The sequence below is a fragment of the Pseudomonas sp. MYb193 genome, assembly GCF_002966775.1.
GTDB lineage: Bacteria > Pseudomonadota > Gammaproteobacteria > Pseudomonadales > Pseudomonadaceae > Aquipseudomonas > Aquipseudomonas paracarnis.
Window position 1 is genome coordinate 5,557,073 of sequence record NZ_CP023269.1, and the last position, 23,489, is coordinate 5,580,561.

At 59.0% G+C, this 23,489-nt stretch carries 20 protein-coding genes; 15 read left to right on the forward strand and 5 right to left on the reverse strand.

Annotated features, from left to right (window positions below; genetic code table 11):
- Window position 1: 1 nt before the first annotated feature.
- Together murU and CLM72_RS25555 are read right to left on the reverse strand one after the other, a co-directional pair.
- The gene (gene murU / locus CLM72_RS25550) at window positions 2-676 is read right to left on the reverse strand and encodes an N-acetylmuramate alpha-1-phosphate uridylyltransferase MurU (protein WP_105228740.1); all 675 of its coding nucleotides are present in this window, start codon (window positions 674-676) and stop codon (window positions 2-4) included.
- Window positions 673-1,698 (reverse strand): aminoglycoside phosphotransferase family protein, encoded by a 1,026-nt coding sequence (locus tag CLM72_RS25555; RefSeq protein ID WP_105228741.1) that lies wholly within the window; start codon window positions 1,696-1,698, stop codon window positions 673-675. The genes murU and CLM72_RS25555 overlap by 4 nt, the downstream gene beginning before the upstream one ends.
- Window positions 1,699-1,828: 130 nt before the next feature.
- Between CLM72_RS25555 and CLM72_RS25560 the strand changes: the two genes are divergently transcribed.
- The 11 genes from CLM72_RS25560 (at window position 1,829) to CLM72_RS25610 (ending at window position 15,964) form a co-directional block, all read left to right on the forward strand.
- Window positions 1,829-4,603: an LPS-assembly protein LptD gene (locus CLM72_RS25560; RefSeq protein WP_105228742.1), complete on the forward strand. Its 2,775-nt coding sequence runs from the start codon at window positions 1,829-1,831 to the stop codon at window positions 4,601-4,603.
- Window positions 4,584-5,918 carry a peptidylprolyl isomerase gene (locus CLM72_RS25565; protein ID WP_136624693.1) on the forward strand — a complete coding sequence of 445 codons (1,335 nt, stop codon included), beginning with the start codon at window positions 4,584-4,586 and terminating at the stop codon, window positions 5,916-5,918. The genes CLM72_RS25560 and CLM72_RS25565 overlap by 20 nt, the downstream gene beginning before the upstream one ends.
- Window positions 5,915-6,904 (forward strand): 4-hydroxythreonine-4-phosphate dehydrogenase PdxA, encoded by a 990-nt coding sequence (gene pdxA / locus CLM72_RS25570; RefSeq protein WP_096144471.1) that lies wholly within the window; start codon window positions 5,915-5,917, stop codon window positions 6,902-6,904. Before CLM72_RS25565 ends, pdxA begins: the two co-directional genes overlap by 4 nt.
- Window positions 6,901-7,713 carry a 16S rRNA (adenine(1518)-N(6)/adenine(1519)-N(6))-dimethyltransferase RsmA gene (rsmA, locus tag CLM72_RS25575; protein WP_105228743.1) on the forward strand — a complete coding sequence of 271 codons (813 nt, stop codon included), beginning with the start codon at window positions 6,901-6,903 and terminating at the stop codon, window positions 7,711-7,713. The genes pdxA and rsmA overlap by 4 nt, the downstream gene beginning before the upstream one ends.
- Window positions 7,714-7,945: 232 nt before the next feature.
- Window positions 7,946-8,326, forward strand: coding sequence for a Co2+/Mg2+ efflux protein ApaG (gene apaG / locus CLM72_RS25580; protein ID WP_003194726.1), 381 nt, complete (start codon window positions 7,946-7,948; stop codon window positions 8,324-8,326).
- A complete protein-coding gene (locus tag CLM72_RS25585; protein WP_105228744.1) occupies window positions 8,326-9,177 on the forward strand; it encodes a symmetrical bis(5'-nucleosyl)-tetraphosphatase in 852 nt (283 codons plus the stop codon). The genes apaG and CLM72_RS25585 overlap by 1 nt, the downstream gene beginning before the upstream one ends.
- A 9-nt stretch (window positions 9,178-9,186) precedes the next feature.
- Window positions 9,187-9,516 carry a thiosulfate sulfurtransferase GlpE gene (gene glpE, locus CLM72_RS25590; protein WP_105228745.1) on the forward strand — a complete coding sequence of 110 codons (330 nt, stop codon included), beginning with the start codon at window positions 9,187-9,189 and terminating at the stop codon, window positions 9,514-9,516.
- Between the two features lie 285 nt (window positions 9,517-9,801).
- Window positions 9,802-11,724: a PrkA family serine protein kinase gene (locus CLM72_RS25595; RefSeq protein WP_105228746.1), complete on the forward strand. Its 1,923-nt coding sequence runs from the start codon at window positions 9,802-9,804 to the stop codon at window positions 11,722-11,724.
- Window positions 11,725-11,837: 113 nt separating this feature from the next.
- Window positions 11,838-13,109 (forward strand): YeaH/YhbH family protein, encoded by a 1,272-nt coding sequence (locus CLM72_RS25600; protein ID WP_034116083.1) that lies wholly within the window; start codon window positions 11,838-11,840, stop codon window positions 13,107-13,109.
- Window positions 13,106-14,671, forward strand: a complete 1,566-nt coding sequence (locus CLM72_RS25605; protein WP_003194736.1) for a SpoVR family protein — start codon at window positions 13,106-13,108, stop codon at window positions 14,669-14,671. The genes CLM72_RS25600 and CLM72_RS25605 overlap by 4 nt, the downstream gene beginning before the upstream one ends.
- A gap of 63 nt (window positions 14,672-14,734) precedes the next feature.
- On the forward strand, window positions 14,735-15,964 hold the full coding sequence (locus CLM72_RS25610; RefSeq protein ID WP_105228747.1) for a multifunctional CCA addition/repair protein: 1,230 nt from the start codon (window positions 14,735-14,737) through the stop codon (window positions 15,962-15,964).
- A gap of 134 nt (window positions 15,965-16,098) precedes the next feature.
- Here CLM72_RS25610 and folK read toward each other — a convergent pair whose 3' ends face one another.
- Window positions 16,099-16,617, reverse strand: coding sequence for a 2-amino-4-hydroxy-6-hydroxymethyldihydropteridine diphosphokinase (gene folK / locus CLM72_RS25620; protein WP_105228749.1), 519 nt, complete (start codon window positions 16,615-16,617; stop codon window positions 16,099-16,101).
- Window positions 16,608-16,961: a dihydroneopterin aldolase gene (gene folB, locus CLM72_RS25625; protein WP_032895029.1), complete on the reverse strand. Its 354-nt coding sequence runs from the start codon at window positions 16,959-16,961 to the stop codon at window positions 16,608-16,610. Before folB ends, folK begins: the two co-directional genes overlap by 10 nt.
- 74 nt (window positions 16,962-17,035) lie before the next feature.
- On the opposite strand from folB, the gene plsY reads away from it, so the two are divergent.
- On the forward strand, window positions 17,036-17,605 hold the full coding sequence (gene plsY / locus CLM72_RS25630; RefSeq protein WP_105228750.1) for a glycerol-3-phosphate 1-O-acyltransferase PlsY: 570 nt from the start codon (window positions 17,036-17,038) through the stop codon (window positions 17,603-17,605).
- Between the two features lie 31 nt (window positions 17,606-17,636).
- Here plsY and tsaD read toward each other — a convergent pair whose 3' ends face one another.
- The gene (gene tsaD / locus CLM72_RS25635) at window positions 17,637-18,662 is read right to left on the reverse strand and encodes a tRNA (adenosine(37)-N6)-threonylcarbamoyltransferase complex transferase subunit TsaD (protein ID WP_003194748.1); all 1,026 of its coding nucleotides are present in this window, start codon (window positions 18,660-18,662) and stop codon (window positions 17,637-17,639) included.
- Between the two features lie 203 nt (window positions 18,663-18,865).
- On the opposite strand from tsaD, the gene rpsU reads away from it, so the two are divergent.
- The 3 genes from rpsU (at window position 18,866) to rpoD (ending at window position 23,409) form a co-directional block, all read left to right on the forward strand.
- Window positions 18,866-19,081 (forward strand): 30S ribosomal protein S21, encoded by a 216-nt coding sequence (gene rpsU, locus CLM72_RS25640; RefSeq protein ID WP_002551877.1) that lies wholly within the window; start codon window positions 18,866-18,868, stop codon window positions 19,079-19,081.
- A 442-nt stretch (window positions 19,082-19,523) separates the two neighbouring features.
- Entirely contained in the window at window positions 19,524-21,494 is a 1,971-nt protein-coding gene (gene dnaG, locus CLM72_RS25645) for a DNA primase (RefSeq protein ID WP_105228751.1), read from the forward strand.
- 67 nt (window positions 21,495-21,561) lie between these two features.
- Window positions 21,562-23,409 carry an RNA polymerase sigma factor RpoD gene (rpoD, locus tag CLM72_RS25650; RefSeq protein ID WP_105228752.1) on the forward strand — a complete coding sequence of 616 codons (1,848 nt, stop codon included), beginning with the start codon at window positions 21,562-21,564 and terminating at the stop codon, window positions 23,407-23,409.
- Window positions 23,410-23,489: the final 80 nt, after the last annotated feature.

The window sequence follows — 23,489 nt, forward strand, 5'->3', positions numbered from 1 at the left end:
CCTAGCGTCCCTTTGCCAGCAAGGTTTCGACCTGCGCCAGCCGCTCCAGCGTCCCCACGTCCACCCAGCGTCCCGCCATGTGCTCCCCCGTTACCAGACCTTTGGCCATGGCCTCGCGCAACAGCGGGGCCAGCTTGAAGGCACCGGCGCTGCAACCCGCGAACAACTTGGGGTCGAGCACTGAAATGCCACTGAAGGTCAGGTTATCGGCACCGGGCGCGGCATCATGAAGCACACCGTGATCCAGGTAGAAATCCCCGCCCGACGGGTGGTGCGCAGGGTTGTCGACCATCACCAAGTGCGCCAGGCCCCGGATCGGCTGCTTGAGCTGGGTGAAATCGTAGTCAGTCCAGATATCGCCATTGACCACCAGAAACGGTTCGTCGCCCAACAGCGGCAACGCCTGGAATATGCCGCCTCCCGTTTCCAGCGGCTCACCCTCCGGGGAGTAGCGGATGCGCAGACCGAACTGGGCACCGTCTCTTAGGTAGCTTTCGATCTGCTCGCCGAGCCAGGCGTGGTTGATCACGATCTCGGTAAAGCCGGCCTTCGCCAAGGCTTCAAGGTGATACTCGATCAGCCGCTTGCCGCCGGCTTGCACGAGCGGTTTGGGCGTATGCAGGGTGAGCGGGCGCATGCGCTCGCCCTTGCCCGCCGCCAGGATCATCGCCTTCATACGCTGGCCTCGGCAGGTTCGCGCAGGCTGGCGAGCAATTCGCCCAGGTCACTCAATTCAGGTCGGTCGGCCAGCACCGCGTCTATATAAGCAAAGAAACGCGGCACGTCGGCCAGGTAGCGTGGCTTGCCGTCGCGGTGGCAGATACGCGAAAAAATGCCGATAACCTTGAGGTGACGCTGCACGCCCATCAGGTCGCTGGCACGCAGGAACTCTTCAAAGTCGTCCTGTACGGGAATCCCCAGCTGCCCGGCGCGCTGCCAATAGCCGCGCTGCCATTCACGAACGCGGGCCTGGGGCCAACTGAGGAAGGCATCCTTGAACAGGCAGGTAATGTCATAGGTCACCGGGCCGTAGACCGCGTCCTGGAAATCCAGCACGCCTGGGCTTGGCTCACTGATCATCAGGTTGCGCGGCATGTAGTCGCGGTGCACCAATACCTTGGGCTGGGCCAGGGCGCTGTCGATCAACTGCTGGCTGGCACGTTGCCAGAGGGCTTGTTGCTCAGGGTCGAGGTCGATGCCCAGGTGACGACGCACGTACCATTCCGGGAACAGTTCCAGCTCGCGACGCAATAAGGCCACGTCATAGCTGGGCAACGGCGCATCCATCGGCAATTGCTGGAAAGCCAGCAGCGCGTCGATGGCATCGGCAAATAATTGATCGGCGTTTTCACCGTCAATCACGTCCAGATAGGTTTTTCTGCCCAGGTCATTGAGCAAAAGAAAGCCACGGGGCAAATCTTCTGCATAAATTTTTGGCACATTTATTCCAGATTTCGCCAGCAAATGCGCAATATCGACGAAAGGTTTGCAGTTTTCCTGGGGGGGTGGCGCGTCCATGACGACGAACGTATGGGCACCGCCCTCCCATCGGAAATAACGCCTGAAACTCGCGTCGCTGCTGGCCGCGGTCAATGTGGCCGGGGGCACGGGGCCCCAGTCCTGAGCGTTGAAGAGGATCGGCAACTGCTCATCCAGCCAGACTTCCAGCTGTTGTAAACGTAGATCTTGCTCGGGCATTACAAGGGTCTCCGACGGCGCTAGCCGTCAAGCGGGGCATGCTTTATTATCACGCATCTTTTTCAGACCATCGAGAGGCGTGCGGCCCAAACCGCGGGCAGATGGCACGCAGGAAGCCCGGACTAATAAGATGGCATTGAAATCCCCCGCGTTTCGTAGAAAATTTCCGTTGCTGGTAACCGGCAGTCTGCTGGCCTTGCAACCTTTCGCCACCTCATTCGTGGTCGCCGCGGAACAGTATGACTGCTCAGTCTCTGCTTCGGGTGCCTGGGATTGCGCGCCGAAGACCGCCGCCGCCCCATTGCCACCGCGCCCGGTGCATGACGGTGCTGCCGTCAGCTCGGCCAACAGCACGCCGCAAGGCAAAGCTGGCGGCAGCGTCGACGCCGAGCCCAAGACCATGCTGGTCACCGAAGCCAAGGGCCGTGGCCTGCGTTCGCGCAGTGCCGACTACAGCCACCTGGACTGGGTACCTCGCGACAAGCTGACCGCAGCACAGTTGGCCGAAACCGGCCCTTACTGCGGCGGCGCCTACATCGAGCCGACTCGTCCTGGCATGAACGACAAGACGAACAAGAGCGATGCGCCGACCTTCATCGGCGCCAAGGCCTCTCGTTACGAGCAGGAGCAGCAGGTCGCTACCCTGGCCGGTGACGTGGTCATGCGCCAGGGCAGCATGCAGCTGGAGTCGGACGAAGCCAGCCTGTACCAGGCCGAGAACCGTGGCGAGCTGAACGGCAAGGTGCGCCTGCGCGACAACGGCGCCCTGATCGTGGGTGACCATGCCCAGGTCCAGCTCGACACCGGTGCCGCCCAGATCGACAACGCCGAATACGTGATGCACAAGTCACGCATCCGCGGTAACGCGCTGTACGCCAAGCGTGCAGAAAACGCGATCATCCGTCTCAAGGACGGTACGTACACTACCTGCGAGCCGGACAGCAACGCCTGGCAGCTCAAGGGCAACAACATCACGTTGAACCCGGCCACCGGTTTCGGTACCGCGACCAACGCGACGTTGCGGGTCAAGAACATCCCGATCCTGTACACCCCTTACATCTACTTCCCGATCGACGACCGTCGTCAATCCGGTTTCCTGCCGCCGAGTTTCAGCACCGGCAGCGAGACTGGCTTTACATTGGTAACGCCGTACTACTTCAACCTGGCACCGAACTACGATGCCACGTTGTACCCGCAGTACATGACCAAGCGCGGCATGTTGATGGAGGGCGAGTTCCGCTATCTGACCAAGTCGAGTGAAGGGCAGTTTGGTGGGGCGTATCTCAACGACGATAACGACGAGCGGAAGAACCAGACTGATTACGAAAAGACTCGCTATATGCTCAATTGGCAGCATAAGGGTGGGTTGGATTCACGTCTGACGTCGCAGGTGGATTACACCCGGATCAGCGATCCTTACTACTTCCAGGATTTGAAGTCGTATGAGGAAGGGGTTGAAAGTCAGGACTTCCTGAACCAGCAGGGCTCTCTGACGTACCGGGGGGACTCCTATCAGGCCAGGTTGAATGTTCAAGCGTACCAGCTGGCGACAATTTCTCAGATCACACCGTATGACCGGCTGCCGCAGCTCACCCTCAATGGTCAATTGCCATTCCATCCTGGCGGCTTGAACTTCAGCTATGAGACTGAGGCAGTACGCTTTGATCGGAATCTGGAAAACGGTACTTTTACTGATGAGAACGGCTTGGTGTCGCCTCGTCTGGATACATATGTCAGAGGCCTGACCCGTGCAAACGGCACCCGCCTCAACGTTGCACCAGCCGTAGAATACCCGATGAACTGGAGTTACGGTTTCCTGACACCGAAGCTCAAGTACGTTTACACCAAATACGATCTTGACCTCGACACCCTCGGTAAGAACACACTGGCTGCGGGAGATAAATTCAAAAGCTCCCAAGACCGCGCGATACCCATCGCTAGTATTGACAGCGGCCTGTATTTCGACCGCCAAACCAATTGGTTTGGTAAAAACTACAATCAGACTCTTGAACCCCGTGCGTACTATCTCTACGTACCAAATAAAGATCAGAGTGATATTCCTGCCTTCGACACCAGTGAGTACTCGTTTAGTTACGGATCCTTGTTCCGTGATAACCGCTTCGCGGGCTCGGACCGTATTGGGGACGAGAACAAACTGTCCTTGGGCGTAACCAGTCGCTGGATTGAAGAGAACGGCTTCGAACGCCAGCGTGTATCCGTCGGCCAGGCACTGTATTTCAAGGATCGCGAAGTTCAACTGCCAGGTGTATTAGCCGCTGATCGCGACGACGCACGCACGGATGTGTCGCCTATAGCACTGGAATATGAATTCCGCTTCAACCGCGACTGGCGCGCCACAGCTGACTACAACTGGGACACCGAAAGCCACGCCCCACGTTCCGGCAGCGCGATGTTCCACTACCAGCCTGAGGACAACCCGAACAAGGTGGTCAACCTCGGCTATCGCTACCGTAACGACCAAGTCGTCTACAACCAACTGACCGGCAAATGGCAGTTCGGTGGAGACTACGGCACGCCAGGCCAAGAGAACTATGTGAAGGATTACTACAAAATCCAACAACATGACTTCTCGATGATGTGGCCGATCATTCCACAGTGGAACCTGATCACCCGCTGGCAGTACGACTATGCCCGCAACCGCACCCTGGAAGCCTTCGGCGGTTTCGAGTACGACAACTGCTGCTGGAAACTGCGCGTCATCAATCGTTACTGGGTTTCCAACGACGAATATACCCAGATCGCCCCGCTTAACGAAAAGGGTGACCACGGGCTCTTCTTCCAGATCGTCCTCAAAGGACTCGGCGGCCTGACCGGCGCTAAGGTAGAGAGCTTCCTCGACAAAGGCATTGAAGGTTATCGTGAACGTGAAGACAAAGCTTTCTGAGTGTTTGCGCCCGCTAGTGCTGGGCGCGCTGTTTCTGGGTACTGTTTCGGCACACGCCGCGGTTCAGCAGCTGGATAAAGTAGCGGCCATCGTCGACAACGACGTGATCATGCAGAGCCAGCTGGACCAGCGGGTCAAGGAAGTTCAGCAGACCATCGCCAAACGTGGCGGTGGGGTGCCACCGACCAGCGTCCTGGAATCTCAGGTACTGGAACGCCTGATCGTCGAAAACCTGCAACTGCAGATTGGCGAACGTTCCGGCATTCGTATTTCGGACGAAGAACTGAACCAGGCTGTTGGCACCATTGCTCAACGCAACAACATGAGCATTGATCAGTTCCGCGCCGCCCTGGCCCACGATGGCCTGTCCTATGAGGACGCCCGTGACCAGATCAAGCGCGAAATGATCATTAGCCGTGTGCGCCAGCGCCGTGTGGCCGAACGGGTTCAGGTATCCGAGCAGGAAGTGAAGAACTTCCTGGCTTCGGACCTGGGCAAGATGCAGCTCTCCGAAGAGTTGCACTTGGCCAATATCCTGATTCCAACCCCGGACGGAGCCAACTCGGAGCAGCTCAATGCCGCCGCCGCTAAAACCCAGGCGATCTACGAGCGCCTGAAAGCGGGTGCAGATTTTGCCCAGATGGCCATTGCTCAGTCCGGCAGCGATAACGCCCTCGAAGGCGGTGACATGGGCTGGCGTAAAGCCGCTCAATTGCCGCCTCCGTTTGATCGCGAATTGAGCGCCATGGAAGTCGGCGGCATCACCCAGCCAGCCCGCACCCCGGGTGGTTTCATCATCCTCAAGCTACTGGAACGTCGCGGCGGCGAAACCTCGTTGAAAGACGAAGTTCATGTTCGTCACATCCTGGTCAAACCGAGCGAAATCCGCACCGAAGCACAAACCAAGGAACTGGCCCAGAAGATCTATGACCGCATTGAAAGCGGTGAAGACTTCGCCACCCTGGCTAAAAGCTTCTCGGAAGACCCAGGCTCTGCCCTTAACGGCGGCGACCTGAACTGGATCGACCCGAGGGCACTGGTGCCCGAGTTCCAGCAGGTCATGGCCGACACGCCACAAGGCGTATTGTCCAAGCCGTTCAAGACCCAATACGGTTGGCATGTCCTGGAAGTCCTTGGCCGTCGCGCCACGGACAACACCACCCAGGCTCGCGAGCAGCAAGCCCTGACCGTACTGCGTAACCGCAAATACGACGAAGAGCTGCAAACCTGGCTGCGTCAGATCCGTGACGAAGCTTATGTAGAGAACAAGCTGCCAGGCGCCGAGCAAACAGGCACCGACCAGGCAACCCAGTGAAACCCCAGCGTTTCGCAGTGACACCCGGCGAGCCGGCCGGCATTGGTCCAGACCTGTGCCTGCTGCTCGCCTCGCAACCCCAGCCACACCCCCTGATTGCCATTACCAGCCGCGACCTGCTCCTTGAGCGGGCCGCGCAGCTGGGTGTGGCCGTCAACCTGCTGGACGTGGCGCCAGGCAACTGGCCCGACCTGCCGGCCCCCGCCGACAGCCTATATGTGTGGGACACCCCGCTACAGGCCAAGGTGGTTGCCGGGCAGTTGAACACGGCCAACGCGGCATTTGTGCTGCAGACGTTGACCCGTGCGGGCCAGGGCTGCATCGACGGCGACTTTGCCGGCATGATCACCGCACCGGTGCACAAAGGCGTGATCAACGAATCCGGCATCGCCTTTTCCGGCCATACCGAATTCCTCGCGGAACTGACCCATACCGCTCAAGTGGTGATGATGCTCGCCACCCGTGGCCTGCGTGTGGCGCTGGTGACCACCCACTTGCCGCTGCGTGAAATCGCCGATGCCATCACTGCCGAGCGTGTGGAGCGTGTCACGCGCATCCTGCACAGCGACCTGCAACACAAATTCGGCATTGCCCAACCGCGCATCCTGGTCTGCGGGCTCAACCCCCACGCCGGTGAAGGCGGCCACTTGGGCCATGAAGAAATCGACATCATTGAACCAACACTAGAGCGCCTGCGCCAAGAAGGCATGGACCTACGCGGCCCATTGCCTGCAGACACTCTGTTCACCCCCAAATATCTGGAGCACTGCGATGCAGTGCTGGCGATGTACCACGACCAGGGGCTGCCCGTGCTGAAATACAAAGGCTTCGGCGCCGCAGTCAACGTGACACTGGGCCTGCCGATCATCCGCACCTCCGTCGACCATGGCACCGCCCTGGACCTCGCAGGCAGCGGCAAGATCGATACCGGCAGCCTGCACGTGGCCCTGGAAACCGCCTATCAGATGGCCGAGACCCGTATATGACTGAGCATTACCAACACCGGGCGCGCAAGCGCTTCGGGCAGAACTTCCTGCACGACGCTGGCGTGATCGATCGCATCCTGCGCTCCATCCACGCCAAGCCAGAAGACCGCCTGCTGGAAATCGGCCCAGGCCAGGGCGCGCTGACCCAGGGCCTGCTAGCCAGCGGCGGGCAACTGGACGTTGTGGAACTGGACAAGGACCTGATCCCGATCCTCAACCAGCAGTTCGCCGGCAAATCCAACTTCAACCTGCACCAGGGCGACGCGCTGAAGTTCGACTTCAACAGCCTTGGCGCTGCGCCCAACAGCCTGCGGGTGGTGGGTAACCTGCCGTACAACATTTCCACGCCGCTGATTTTCCACCTGCTGAACAACGCCGGAATCATCCGCGACATGCACTTCATGCTGCAAAAGGAAGTGGTGGAGCGCCTGGCCGCAGGCCCTGGCGGTGGTGATTGGGGTCGTTTGTCGATCATGGTCCAGTATCACTGCCGCGTGGAGCACCTGTTCAACGTCGGTCCGGGCGCGTTCAACCCGCCGCCGAAGGTCGATTCGGCCATCGTACGCTTGGTACCGCATGCCGTGCTGCCGCACCCGGCCAAGGACCACAAACTGCTGGAACGCGTCGTGCGGGAGGCGTTCAACCAGCGCCGCAAGACCTTGCGTAACACCCTCAAGGCCCTGCTGAGCAATGCCGAGATCGAAGCTGCCGGCGTTGATGGAAGCCTGCGCCCCGAGCAACTGGACCTGGCCGCGTTCGTACGCCTGGCTGACCAGCTTGCCATCCAGCCTGCATCCGTAGTGGAATAGGCCGTAAGAACTCGATGCAATCCAATGTGGGAGCGGGCTTGCTCGCGAATGCGCAGTATCAGTCACCAAATGTGTAACTGATGCACCGCCTTCGCGAGCAAGCCCGCTCCCACATTTGCTCCGCGTTATACCGATAACGCTTGCCGGCTGCCCGACACATGTCTGGCCTAGCGCCCTCCTCTTGGCCTAGACTGACCCGCATCTGCTGTCCTTCGCTTTTAAGGCCTCTTGCATGTCCGATCCTCGCTATCAGATAGACGTCAGCGTCGTCACCCGCTTCCTGGCGGACCAGTCGCAACCCGAACATAACCGCTTCGCCTTTGCCTACACCATTACAGTGAAGAACAACGGGCTGGTGCCGGCCAAGCTGCTGTCGCGCCACTGGGTCATCACCGATGGCGACGGCCAGGTCGAGGAAGTGCGCGGGGCAGGCGTTGTCGGCCAGCAACCGTTGATCGACAGCGGCGCCAGTCACACTTATAGCAGCGGCACGGTGATGACCTCCAAGGTCGGCACCATGCAAGGCTCGTATCAAATGAAGGCCACTGACGGCCAACTGTTCGACGCAATCATCAAGCCATTCCGCCTGGCCGTGCCAGGAGCCCTGCACTGATGGCGACGTACGCTGTCGGCGACCTGCAAGGCTGCCTGGACCCTCTCAAGCGCCTGCTGGAGCGCGTAGCCTTCGACCCCGCAAATGATCGCTTGTGGTTGGTGGGCGACCTGGTCAACCGCGGCCCCCAGTCCCTGGAAACCCTGCGCTACCTCTATAGCCTGCGTGATTCTCTGGTATGCGTGCTGGGCAACCATGACCTGCACTTGCTTGCGGCCGGCAACAACATCGAGCGCCTCAAAAAAGGCGACACCCTGCGGGAAATTCTCGAAGCTCCGGACCGCGCTCAACTGCTCGACTGGCTGCGCCGGCAAAAGCTCATGCACTACGACGAGGACCGCAACATGGCCTTGGTGCATGCCGGTATCCCGCCGCAGTGGACGCTGAAAAAAGCCCTCAAGTGCGCCGCCGAAGTTGAAAGTGCATTGGCCGATGACAACCTGTACACCGCTTACCTCGACGGCATGTACGGCAACGACCCGGTGAAGTGGGACAACGAGCTCACAGGCGTCGCCCGCCTGCGAGTGATCACCAACTATTTCACACGCATGCGTTTCTGCACGGCCGAAGGCAAACTGGACCTCAAGAGCAAGGAAGGCGCCGACAGCGCCCTCCCCGGCTACAAGCCCTGGTTCGCCTACAAGGAACGCAAGACCCGTGACACGAAGATCATCTTTGGTCATTGGGCCGCGCTGGAAGGCAAGTGCGATGAGCCCGGCGTGTTCGCCCTCGACACCGGTTGCGTGTGGGGCGGTGCCATGACCCTGATGAACATCGACACGGGCGAGCGCCACGACTGCCAGTGCGAATCCCCCCTTTCCATTACCCAGCCGGCCGCCACCAAGCCATAGGAGCCCGCCATGACCGAATTCAAACGTATCCCCCCCGAACAAGCCCAGGCCCTGCGCGAGCAAGGTGCTGTAGTCGTCGACATCCGCGACCAGCCTACTTACGCCGCCGCCCACATCAGCGGCGCGCAGCATCTGGACAACGTCAACATCGCCGACTTCATACGCGCCGCCGACCTCGATGCGCCGTTGATCGTCGCCTGCTACCACGGCAATTCCAGCCAGAGCGCAGCCGCGTACTTGATCAGCCAGGGTTTCTCCGACATCTATAGCCTGGACGGCGGGTTTGAGCTGTGGCGTACGACCTATCCTGCGGAAATTTCTTCAGGCGATTTGCAATAATTTTTTTCACACCCCGCTACCCCGCGTGACGCTTGGGCTTGCGCCGTTTCTGACGAACGGCGCAGCCAAACTAATTGCGCATCGCGCCTTGACCTCCCGGATTCCGAACTATCCTTAAGCGCAGGCCATCCGAATCAGGGGAGAGCCGGTACACCGGCGTACGGGTCATCGGTAACGTTTCAGGGTGTTCTGGGGGGAAAACAGCCATTGGCGTGCGTCAATGACTGCCAGCATCGACTGATTGATCCGGCGTCGGCTCCACGTATCGAGCGAGGTGACGACGTCATGAGTATCTTTAGCCACTTCCAACAACGCTTCGCGTCCACACAGCAGGAAGAACTCACGCTTCAGGAGTATCTCGAGCTGTGCAAGCAGGACCGCAGCACCTACGCCTCTGCCGCCGAACGCCTGCTACTGGCGATTGGCGAGCCAGAACTGGTGGAAACCGCCAATAATTCGCGCCTGTCGCGGATATTTTCCAACAAGGTGATCCGCCGCTATCCGGCCTTTGAAGACTTCCACGGGATGGAAGAATGCATCGACCAGATCGTTTCCTACTTCCGCCATGCCGCCCAAGGCCTGGAAGAGAAGAAGCAGATCCTCTATCTGCTCGGCCCGGTAGGCGGCGGCAAGTCGTCCCTGGCGGAAAAACTCAAGCAATTGATCGAGAAGGTGCCCTTCTATGCGATCAAGGGCTCGCCCGTCTTCGAGTCGCCCCTGGGCCTGTTCAACGCCACGGAAGATGGCGCGATCCTCGAGGAAGACTTCGGTATCCCGCGGCGCTACCTCAACACCATCATGTCGCCCTGGGCCACCAAGCGCCTGGCCGAGTTCGGCGGTGATATCAGCCAGTTCCGCGTGGTGAAACTCTACCCGTCGATCCTCAACCAGATCGGCGTGGCCAAGACCGAACCCGGCGATGAAAACAACCAGGACATTTCGGCACTGGTGGGCAAAGTCGATATCCGCAAGCTGGAAGAATTCCCGCAGAACGACGCCGATGCCTACAGCTATTCGGGCGCATTGTGCCGGGCCAACCAAGGCCTGATGGAATTCGTGGAGATGTTCAAGGCACCGATCAAGGTGTTGCACCCACTGCTCACCGCCACCCAGGAAGGTAACTACAACAGTACCGAAGGCCTGGGGGCGATTCCGTTCACCGGGATCCTGCTGGCTCACTCCAACGAATCGGAATGGCATACCTTCCGCAACAACAAGAACAACGAAGCCTTCATCGACCGGATCTATATCGTCAAGGTGCCGTACTGCCTGCGGGTCAGCGACGAAATCAAAATCTACGACAAACTGCTGTTCAACAGCTCCCTGGCCAAGGCCCATTGCGCGCCCGACACTCTGAAGATGCTTGCCCAGTTCACCGTGCTGTCGCGCCTCAAGGAGCCGGACAACTCGAACATCTACTCAAAAATGCGCGTGTATGACGGCGAGAACCTCAAGGACACCGATCCCAAGGCCAAGTCGATCCAGGAATACCGTGACACGGCGGGTGTAGACGAAGGCATGAATGGCCTGTCGACGCGCTTTGCGTTCAAGATCTTGTCCAAGGTTTTCAACTTCGACCCCCACGAGATTGCCGCCAACCCGGTGCACTTGCTCTACGTGCTGGAACAGCAGATTGAACAAGAGCAGTTCCAGGCCGAAACCCGTGAGCGCTACCTGCGCTTCCTCAAGGAATACCTGGCGCCGCGCTACATTGAGTTCATCGGCAAGGAAATCCAGACCGCCTACCTGGAGTCCTACAGCGAATACGGCCAGAACATCTTCGACCGCTACGTCCTGTACGCCGATTTCTGGATCCAGGATCAGGAATACCGCGACCCGGAAACCGGCGAAATCCTCAATCGCGTGGCCCTCAACGAAGAGCTGGAAAAAATCGAGAAACCCGCCGGCATCAGCAATCCGAAGGATTTCCGCAACGAAATCGTCAACTTCGTACTGCGCGCCCGTGCCAACAACAACGGCAAGAACCCCACTTGGCTCAGCTACGAGAAGCTGCGGGTGGTCATCGAGAAGAAAATGTTCTCCAACACCGAGGACCTGCTGCCCGTCATCAGCTTCAACGCCAAGGCCAGCAAGGAGGATCAGCAAAAACACAACGACTTCGTCACACGCATGGTCGAGCGAGGCTACACCGACAAACAGGTACGACTGCTCTCCGAGTGGTACCTGCGGGTTCGCAAATCGCAGTAAGGCAGCGGCAAGCGCGCACTGCCAGGCATCCGGCCTGGCAGTTGACCGCTTGTCTCTAAGCTTCCAGCCCGCGGCTTGAAGCTTGTAACGTGAAGCTGCCCGGAGGGCTCCCCATGAGCTATGTGATCGACCGACGCCTCAATGGCAAGAACAAGAGCACGGTAAACCGTCAGCGTTTCCTGCGGCGTTACCGTGACCACATCAAAAAGGCGGTAGAAGAGGCCGTCAGCCGCCGCTCCATCACCGATATGGAGCATGGCGAACAAATCAGCATTCCCGGACGGGACATCGACGAACCGGTGCTTCACCATGGCCGCGGCGGCAAACAGACCGTGGTGCACCCCGGCAACAAGGAATTCACCACCGGCGAACATATCCAGCGCCCACAAGGCGGTGGCGGCGGCAAAGGCCCGGGTAAAGCCGGCAACTCTGGCGAAGGCATGGATGAATTCGTATTCCAGATCACTCAGGAAGAATTCCTCGAATTCATGTTCGAAGACCTCGAACTGCCCAACCTGGTCAAACGCAACCTGACCGGCACCGATACCTTCAAGACCGTACGTGCAGGGATCAGCAACGAGGGCAACCCGTCGCGCATCAACATCATCCGCACCCTGCGCTCAGCCCATGCACGGCGTATCGCCCTGTCCGGCAGCAGCCGCGCCAAACTCAAGCAGGCCAAGGAAGAGTTGGCACGCTTGAAGCGCGAAGAACCGGACAACTTCGGCGATATCCAGGAAATAGAGGCGGAAATCGAAAAACTCAGCGCGCGCATCCACCGCGTGCCGTTCCTCGATACCTTTGACTTGAAATACAACCTGCTGGTCAAGCAACCCAACCCCAGCTCCAAGGCTGTGATGTTCTGCCTGATGGACGTTTCCGGCTCCATGACCCAGGCCACCAAGGACATCGCCAAGCGCTTCTTTATCCTGCTGTACCTGTTCCTGAAACGGAACTACGACAAGATTGACGTAGTGTTCATCCGCCATCACACCAGTGCCCGGGAAGTGGACGAAGAGGAGTTTTTCTACTCGCGGGAAACTGGCGGCACCATTGTTTCCAGCGCACTGAAGCTGATGCAGGAGATCATGGCCGAGCGCTACCCCGCCAACGATTGGAACATCTACGCCGCCCAAGCTTCCGACGGCGATAACTGGAACGACGACTCGCCGATCTGCCGGGACATTTTGATCAACCAGATCATGCCGTTCGTGCAGTACTACACTTACGTCGAAATCACCCCCCGTGAGCACCAGGCCCTGTGGTTCGAATACGAGCGCATCGGCGAAGCCTTTGCCGACACGTTCGCCCAGCAGCAACTGGTCTCGGCCGGCGATATCTACCCGGTCTTCCGTGAACTCTTCCAGCGCAGGTTAGTGACATGACCGCCAAAAAAGAGAACAAGCGCCAACCCATTTCCACTGGCTCCGAGTGGACCTTCGAACTGATCCAGGCCTATGACCGGGAAATCAGCCGTATCGCGGCGGGTTATGCCCTGGACACTTATCCCAACCAGATAGAAGTCATCACCGCTGAACAGATGATGGATGCCTATGCCTCGGTGGGCATGCCCCTGGGCTATCACCATTGGTCCTACGGGAAACACTTCCTCAGTACCGAGAAGTCCTACACACGCGGCCAGATGGGCCTGGCCTACGAGATCGTGATCAACTCCGACCCGTGCATCGCGTACCTGATGGAAGAAAACACCATCTGCATGCAGGCGCTGGTAGTGGCCCATGCCTGCTATGGGCATAACAGTTTCTTCAAGGGCAACTACCTGTTTCGAACCTGGACCGATGCCAGTTCGATCATTGATTACCTGGTGTTCGCCAAGCAATACATCATGCAGTGCGAGGAGCGCCACGGTATCGATGCGGTAGAAGACCTGTTGGACTCCTGCCATGCGCTGATGAATTACGGTGTTGACCGCTATAAACGTCCCTATCCGATTTCCGCCGAAGAGGAGCGCCTGCGCCAGAAGGAACGCGAGGAGCACCTGCAGAAACAGATCAACGACCTGTGGCGCACCATCCCCAAGCGCGCCGACAAGAACAGCGACAAAGACAATGCACGCTTCCCCGCCGAACCTCAGGAAAACATCCTGTATTTCCTGGAAAAACACGCACCGCTGCTGGAGCCCTGGCAGCGTGAAATCGTGCGGATCGTACGCAAGATCGCGCAATATTTTTATCCACAGCGTCAAACCCAGGTGATGAACGAGGGCTGGGCAACCTTCTGGCATTACACCCTGATGAACGACCTGTACGACGAGGGCCTGGTCACTGACGGCTTCATGATGGAGTTCCTCACGTCCCATACCAGCGTGGTCTTCCAGCCAGGCTTCGACAGCCCGTACTACAACGGCATCAACCCCTATGCACTGGGTTTTGCCATGTACCGCGATATCCGCCGCATGTGCGAGCACCCCACCGAGGAAGACCGCCGCTGGTTCCCGGAAATCGCCGGCAGCGACTGGCTATCGACCATCAAGTTCGCCATGAGCAGCTTCAAGGATGAGAGTTTCATCCTGCAGTACCTGTCGCCCCAGGTGATCCGCGACCTCAAGCTGTTCAGTATCCTGGACGACGACCTCAAGGACGATCTGGTCGTACCCGCCATCCACGACGAACCCGGCTACCGCATCATTCGCGAAACCCTGGCCGCGCAATACAACCTCGGTAACCGCGAACCTAACGTGCAGATCTACAGCATCGATGTGCGTGGCGACCGTTCGCTGACCTTGCGTCACCAGCAGCACGACCGCAAACCCTTGGGCGAATCCACTGAGGAAGTGCTCAAGCATCTGCATCGGCTCTGGGGCTTTGATATTCATCTGGAAACCCTGCAGGGCGACCAAGTGATGAAAACCCATCATGTGCCACCGCGCAGCGATCATAACGACAACGACTACGGCCGCCTGGACATGGCTGTCGTTCATCTCTGAAACAGCAAAGCCTCCATTGGCCAAGCTCAGGCGTTATCCTGTGCCGCTAATGGAGGCTTTTTCATGAAAATCTACAAAGTCGGCGGCGCCGTGCGTGATCGCCTACTGGGCATCAAGGTCACCGATATAGACCGCGTCGTCGTTGGCGCGACGGCCGAAGAGATGCTCGCCAAGGGTTATAAACCGGTGGGCGCCGATTTCCCGGTATTTCTCGATCCGAAAAACGGTGACGAATACGCCCTCGCTCGCACCGAACGCAAGAATGGCCGGGGTTACGGCGGCTTTATATTCCATGCGAGCCCCGACGTTACGCTGGAAGAAGACCTGATCCGGCGTGACCTGACCATCAATGCCATGGCGGAGGACGACGAGGGTAACCTGACCGATCCTTATCAGGGCCAACGCGACCTTGAAGCGCGTATTTTACGGCATGTTTCCCCCGCGTTCGCCGAAGATCCACTCCGTGTATTGCGCGTTGCGCGTTTCGCCGCGCGCTATGCGCCTCTTGGCTTCAAAGTCGCCCCTGAGACCCTGGAGTTAATGCGCCAACTCAGTGAGTCCGGCGAGTTGGAGGCCCTTACCCCCGAGCGCAGTTGGAAGGAAATCTCACGGGCGCTGATGGAAGATCAACCCCAGGTATTTATCCAAGTACTGCGTGACTGCGACGCGCTGAAAACCTTGATGCCGGAGGTGGATGGGCTGTTCGGCGTGCCGCAGCCCGCAGCTCACCACCCGGAAATTGACACCGGCGTGCACACCTTGAGCGTGCTGGAACAAGCTGCCCTGCACAAGCAACCGCTGAGCGTGCGCTGGGCCTGCCTGCTGCACGACCTGGGCAAAGGCCTGACACCTGTGGATAAGTTGCCGCAGCATATTGCACACGAGCAACGCGGCCTGAAGCTGATCAAAGCGGTGAACGAGCGTTTCAAGGTGCCGAGGGATTGCCAGGAGTTGGCCTTGCTGGTGGGGCAATATCATACCCACGGTCATCGTGCGCTTGAGCTCAAGGCCTCGACATTGCTGGAGTTGTTGCAAAGCTTCGACGTGTACCGTCGGCCACAACGCTTTGAAGAGTTCGTGGTGGCCTGCGAAATGGACGCTCGTGGCCGCAAGGGTTTTGAACAGCGCAGTTATCCACAGGCCGATTATTTGCGCGCAGCGGCAAAGGCTGCACGCGAAGTGCCGGTCGCGCCGCTGCTAGAAAAGGGTTTCAAAGGCCCCGAACTGGGCGAGGCGCTCAAGCGCGAACGGTTAAGCGCATTGAAAGCCTACAAGGAAAACCCCTCTCCTTAGGCGATGGCCGTTGTGGCAAGGGAGCTTACTCCCGCGGGACCGGGCTGGCGCTCCAGTGCGAAGCGCTCCCAAGATAGTGGGGCTGCTGCGCAGCCCAGCGGGAGCAAGCTCCCTCGCCACAACAAGCTCGGCGCCTACAAAAGAGTTCGTGGCGTGAGTGGCTGACCCTGCCATTCGAACGCAACAGGTGCCAATACCTGAGCAATCTGCGCGTCTCGCCATAATTCGGCCATTGTCTTGCCCGCCTCAGGGTGCATACGGTCCGGCGCCATCATCGACAGCGGCCACAACACAAAGGCGTTTTTCAGGATTTCGGCTCGCGGCAAGATCAATCCATCGAAATTGCCCACCAGATCGCCATACAACAACACATCGATATCCAGCGGCAGGCCTTTGCGGTCTGGCGCGTAGCGGCCATTGTCAGCCTCGATGGATTTCAAGCGACGATCCAACTCCATCAACGTCAGGTCGGTATAAGCCGACACCACCAGATTGAAAAACGGCCCACTTTTGATCCCCACCGGCTGGCTTTCGAACACCGCCGAACAGCGCATATCCGTCAAGAAACCCGCCAACGCATCCAAGCCGGCACATAGACGAGCCTCGCGGTCGATATTGCTGCCAAGCCCGAGGTAAACCTGAGTCAACGACATCCGCGCTCGATCTCCACGCCCACGCCCTTGGCAGCCGGTACCGCGCCGGGCTTGGTCAACTTGAGGTGCAGCCAGGGAATCTGGAATTCACTCATCAGCACTTCGGCCAGACGCTCGGCAAAGGTTTCCACCAGTTGGTACTGGGACTGCTCGGCAAAGGCCTGGATACGCGCAGACACCCTGGCGTAATCCAGTGCCAGGGTCAGGTCATCACCGGCCGCAGCTGGGCGATTATCCCAGGCGAAGCTCAGGTCCAGGCGCAGGCATTGCCGGATTCCGCGCTCCCAGTCGTAAGCCCCGATCACGGTGTCGACTTCCAGGCCTTCGATAAACACTCTGTCCAAGCACTTTTCTCCGCAGCACGACAAGGGCGCGATGCCCCGTTAGAATCAGGGCGTCCTCGCCCGGAATAGTTAGCATGTTTTGGTCACTGGCGATTTTCGCCTACCTGCTCGGCTCGCTGTCCTTCGCCATTTTGCTCAGCCGCTTGACGGGAAACCCCGATCCGCGAATGAGTGGCTCAGGCAATGCCGGCGCCACCAATATGTTGCGCCTGGCCGGCAAGAAACTCGCCGTCCTGACCTTGCTGGGCGACGTTTGCAAGGGCCTGCTGCCCGTGCTGATCGCCAGCCTCGTCGGCCTTGGCTTGCAGCAGCAAGCCTGGGTAGGCCTATGTGCCGTCCTGGGCCACCTGTTCCCGTTGTACTTCCGTTTTCGCGGCGGCAAGGGCGTCGCCACAGCGGCCGGCATGCTGCTGGGCATTTACCTGCCTGCGGCGTTACTGGCCATGCTCGCCTGGCTGCTGACGTTCTACCTGACCCGCACCAGCTCGCTGGCCGCGCTGATTGCTACGCCGCTGACCCTGCCGCTGCTGGCCTGGCAGGAACCGCAAGCGCTGTTACCGATGAGCGTGCTGACACTGCTGATCGTCTGGCGCCACCGCGGCAATCTACGCGACCTGTTTGCCGGGCGCGAACGGCATTTTTAAATATCCCGCCTGGACTCGGCGCCCTTGAACCTTACAACGGCGGCAATTGTTCCATCGGCCAGCGCGCCTGCACGCTGATCGCCAGGCTTTCGTGCTGTCCGGCCTGCAAGCGCTGGCAACCGGCATAGGCGATCATTGCGCCGTTGTCAGTGCAGAACTCAGGGCGTGCGTAGAACACATTGCCATTCATGTCGCCGAGCATTTTTTCCAGGGAACTGCGCAACGCCTTGTTGGCGCTGACGCCGCCTGCGATCACCAGCCGCTTCATGCCCGCCTGTTTCAGGGCGCGCTTGCACTTGATGGTCAAAGTCTCCACCACAGCCTGCTGGAACGCCAGCGCGATGTCGCAACGGGCTTGCTGGCCGTCGTCCCCGGCGCTCACGCTCTGCTGCCAGGTGTTCAAGGCAGAGGTTTTCAAGCCGCTGAAACTGAACATCAGGCCAGGACGATCACACATCGGCCGCGGGAAGGTGTAGCGACCGGCAACGCCGTTCTCGGCAAGGCGGGCGATTTCCGGCCCCCCCGGATAATTAAGTCCCATCATCTTCGCGGTTTTGTCGAACGCTTCACCGGCGGCATCGTCCAGCGACTCGCCCAACAGTGTGTATTGGCCGATCCCGTCCACCTGAACCAGCTGCGTATGCCCCCCCGAAACCAACAAAGCGACGAACGGGAACTCCGGCGGTGTTTTTTCCAGCATGGGCGCCAATAAATGGCCTTCCATATGGTGCACACCAAGGGCAGGAATGCCCCAGGCAAACGCCAACGCCTGGGCACAAGAGGCCCCAACCAGCAGGGCTCCGACCAATCCGGGGCCGGCGGTGTAAGCGATGGCATCGATCTCGGTTGCCACACAGCCGGCCTCATCCAGCACCTGGCGGATCAGCGGCAGCATGCGCTTGACGTGATCGCGGCTGGCAAGCTCCGGCACCACGCCACCATAGGCGCGATGCAGGTCGATCTGACTGAACAGTGCATCGGCCAAAAGCCCGCGTTCACTGTCGTATAGTGCGACTCCGGTTTCGTCGCAGGAGGTTTCAAGTCCCAGTACTAGCATGGGTTTGCGCCTTGTAGAGGCTGAATTCGAAGGCGCGCATAATAGTCGCCACTCCCCCTCCCGACTAGCGGTTTTCGATCAGAGGCTTTGCATTCCGGGCAATGAGGGGTTAACATCCGCAACCCTTAAAAACCGACGACCTCAGCCGCGAATTTTTTGCGACGAGAACGTTGATTCCCGGTAATGAAAGAAGGTAGCTCTGGATGCCAGCCGTCAAAGTAAAAGAGAACGAACCCTTCGACGTAGCTCTGCGTCGTTTCAAGCGCTCCTGCGAAAAAGCCGGTGTTCTGGCTGAAGTTCGTAGCCGCGAATTTTATGAGAAGCCAACTTCTGAGCGTAAGCGCAAAGCAGCAGCCGCTGTTAAGCGTCACGCTAAGAAAGTTCAGCGCGAACAGCGCCGCGCCGTTCGTCTGTACTAATACACAGACGTTCGTAGCAAGCTTCTGCCAAGCCCGGCCTTCAGCCGGGCTGTTGGCATTTGCGGATATCGCTTGATGCTTCACCGTCGACGCCGCACATGCGACCGAGACACTGCTTCACACGTCAGGGCTGGCTCTTTTGCCAGCGGTGCACGTCTCTTCTGACGAGCCTAACAAGGCTACTGACGAGCACACCTATTCTTCAAACAGACGATCAACTGTATCGGCTGTGCCCAACGATGCGTTTCCGAGGCCGCCATTGGCCTAGACCGGACGCCCGGGCAACATTTCCATGCCGAAGACTGATCAGAAACTATCCTCAGTAAATATTCGGCAGATACACTCCCTGATGACCCACGCAGACGATGATGATCGAGCACTCCATACGTGCGCTTGAACACGTCACGTGCCCTCATTTACACGCAGTGATGACGAGAACGCCATGGCCGGGCTGATTCCCCAGAGCTTTATTGACGACCTTCTGAACCGCACCGACATCGTCGATGTTGTCAGCTCACGCGTACAGCTGAAAAAAGCCGGCAAAAACTACACCGCCTGCTGCCCTTTCCATAAAGAAAAAACCCCATCCTTCAGCGTTAGCCCCGACAAGCAGTTCTATTACTGCTTCGGTTGCGGGGCGGGCGGGAATGCCCTGGGCTTCCTGATGGACCACGACAACCTGGACTTCCCCCAGGCTGTCGAGGACCTGGCGAAAGCCGCCGGCATGGAAGTGCCCCGCGAAGAAAGTGGCCGGCCGCACAAACCGCGGCAACCCACCGATTCGCCGCTGTATCCGTTGCTCACCGCTGCTGCCGATTTTTACCGCCAGGCTCTCAAGAGCCATCCGCAGCGCAAGGCCGCTGTCGATTACCTTAAAGGGCGCGGCCTCACCGGCGAAATCGCTCGGGACTTCGGCCTCGGCTTCGCTCCGCCGGGCTGGGACAATCTGTATAAACACCTGAGCAGCGACACCCTCCAGCAAAAGGCCATGATCGATGCCGGCCTGCTGGTGGAAAACGCCGAGACCGGCAAGCGCTATGACCGCTTCCGCGACCGGGTGATGTTCCCGATCCGCGACAGCCGTGGCCGCATCATCGCCTTCGGCGGCCGTGTACTCGGGGATGACAAGCCCAAGTACCTGAACTCTCCGGAGACCCCGGTGTTCCACAAGGGCCAGGAACTCTACGGCCTGTTCGAAGCACGCAAGAATAATCGCAACCTCGACGAGATCATCGTGGTTGAAGGCTATATGGACGTCATCGCCCTGGCCCAGCAAGGCTTGCGCAACGCGGTCGCGACCCTCGGCACTGCCACCAGCGAAGAACATCTGAAGCGCCTGTTCCGTGTCGTGCCCAGCGTGCTGTTCTGCTTCGACGGCGACCAGGCGGGCCGCAACGCCGCCTGGCGTGCGCTCGAAGCCACGCTGTCGAGCCTGCAGGATGGGCGCCGCGCACGCTTCCTGTTCCTGCCCGAAGGCGAAGACCCGGACACCCTGGTGCGTTCGGAAGGTACCGACGCGTTCCGTGCACGTATCAATCAACATGCGCAGCCGCTGGCGGATTATTTTTTCCAGCAACTGACCGAAGAAGCCGACCCGCGCTCCCTCGAGGGCAAGGCCCATATGGCCACCCTCGCGGCGCCGCTGATCGACAAAGTCCCGGGCGCTAATTTGCGCACGCTGATGCGCCAACGCCTGCTGGAGATCACTGGTTTAAGCGGTGAAGCCGTAAGCCAGCTGGTGCACAGCGCCCCGCAGGATGCACCGCCAGTCTACGACCCCGGCATGGATTACGACGCCATGCCGGACTATGCCGACTTCCACCAACCTCAGGAGGCCTTCGCCCCCCAGCAGGAATGGACGCCGAAGAAGCCCGGCGCCGGCGGCAAGAAGTGGGACAAAAAGCCCTGGAGCAAAAACGGCAAACGCGGTGATCGCGATGAAGCCTACGCACCACGCACGCCCGTAGCGGTGGAAGCCCCCACATTGATTGCACTGCGCACACTGATTCACCACCCGCAATTGGCCGGCAAGGTTGAAAGTGCCGACCACTTTGCCAACGAGAGCAATACCTATGCTCAGGTGCTTATCGCACTGATCGAAGCCGTGCAGAAAAACCCTAAGCTAAACTCAATCCAGTTGATGGCTCGCTGGCATGGCACGGAACAGGGCCGTTTATTGCGGGCACTGGCGGAAAAGGAGTGGCTAATTGACGGCGACAACCTTGAACAACAGTTTTTAGACACCATTAATAGGTTATCCGCGGGTCAACACACTCAGACCCTCGATGAACTTATCAAGAGAGCAAGGCAGCCGGGATTATCGGCTGAAGAGCAGATTCAGATAGCAAAACAGATGCGCGACCTCTTAAAACAGAATGTTTACGCATCAAACCCGACCTCAGCTGGCGTGTGAGGTCATAGCTCGGGTATAATCCTCGGCTTGTTTTTTGCCCGCCAAGACCTTCAGTGGATAGGGTGTTATGTCCGGAAAAGCGCAACAGCAGTCTCGTATCAAAGAGTTGATACTTCTTGGTCGTGAGCAGGGTTACCTGACTTACGCGGAGGTCAACGACCACCTGCCTGAGGATATTTCAGATCCTGAGCAGGTGGAAGACATCATCCGCATGATTAACGACATGGGGATCAACGTATTCGAAACTGCGCCAGATAAGGATTCCCTTATGCTGGCCGACGCCGATACCGACGAAGCCGCCGCTGAAGAAGCTGCCGCCGCGTTGGCTGCGGTGGAGACCGATATCGGTCGCACGACAGACCCTGTGCGCATGTATATGCGCGAAATGGGTACCGTCGAGCTGCTGACACGCGAAGGCGAGATCGAAATCGCCAAGCGTATCGAAGAGGGTATCCGTGAAGTGATGGGCGCCATTGCGCACTTCCCTGGCACGGTTGACCACATTCTCGCCGAGTACACCCGCGTCACCACCGAAGGTGGCCGCCTGTCCGACGTCCTGAGCGGTTATATCGACCCGGACGACGGCATTGCGCCGCCTGCCGCCGAAGTACCGCCGCCTGTTGATGCGAAAGCCGCAAAAGCGGACGACGACTCCGACGACGACGAAGCTGAAAGCAGCGACGACGAAGAAGAAGCCGAAAGCGGTCCAGACCCGGTCATCGCGGCCCAACGCTTCGGTGCGGTTTCCGATCAAATGGAAATCACCCGCAAGGCCCTGAAGAAGCACGGTCGCGGCAACAAGCAGGCAATTGCCGAGCTGGTGGCCCTGGCTGAGCTGTTCATGCCGATCAAGCTGGTGCCCAAGCAATTCGAAGGCCTGGTTGAGCGTGTTCGCAGTGCTCTTGAGCGTCTGCGTGCCCAAGAGCGTGCGATCATGCAGCTCTGTGTGCGTGATGCGCGCATGCCGCGTACCGATTTCCTGCGCCAGTTCCCGGGCAACGAAGTTGACGAAAGCTGGAGCGACGCACTGGCCAAGGGCAAGGCGAAATACGCCGAAGCCATCGGTCGCCTGCAGCCCGATATCATCCGTTGCCAGCAGAAACTGACCGCGCTTGAGACCGAAACCGGCCTGACGATTGCAGAAATCAAAGACATCAACCGTCGCATGTCGATCGGTGAGGCCAAGGCCCGCCGCGCGAAAAAAGAGATGGTTGAAGCGAACTTGCGTCTGGTGATCTCCATCGCCAAGAAGTACACCAACCGTGGCCTGCAATTCCTTGATCTGATCCAGGAAGGCAACATCGGTTTGATGAAGGCGGTGGACAAGTTCGAATACCGTCGCGGCTACAAGTTCTCGACTTATGCCACCTGGTGGATCCGTCAGGCGATCACTCGCTCGATCGCCGACCAGGCCCGCACCATCCGTATTCCGGTGCACATGATCGAGACCATCAACAAGCTCAACCGAATTTCCCGGCAGATGTTGCAGGAAATGGGTCGCGAACCGACCCCGGAAGAGCTAGGCGAACGCATGGAAATGCCTGAGGATAAAATCCGCAAGGTATTAAAGATCGCTAAAGAGCCGATCTCCATGGAAACGCCGATTGGTGATGACGAAGACTCCCATCTGGGCGACTTCATCGAAGACTCGACCATGCAGTCGCCAATCGATGTAGCCACTGTTGAGAGCTTGAAAGAAGCAACTCGCGACGTACTGTCCGGCCTCACTGCCCGTGAAGCCAAGGTACTGCGCATGCGTTTCGGCATCGACATGAATACCGACCACACCCTTGAGGAAGTCGGTAAGCAGTTTGACGTGACCCGTGAGCGGATCCGTCAGATCGAAGCCAAGGCGCTGCGCAAGTTGCGCCACCCGACGCGAAGCGAGCATCTGCGCTCCTTCCTCGACGAGTGATACCAGAACCCCCGGCCCAGGCCGGGGGTTTTGCTTTCTACCGATTGCTTTGACAGATTAACTGCCCCGCACCACCCCAC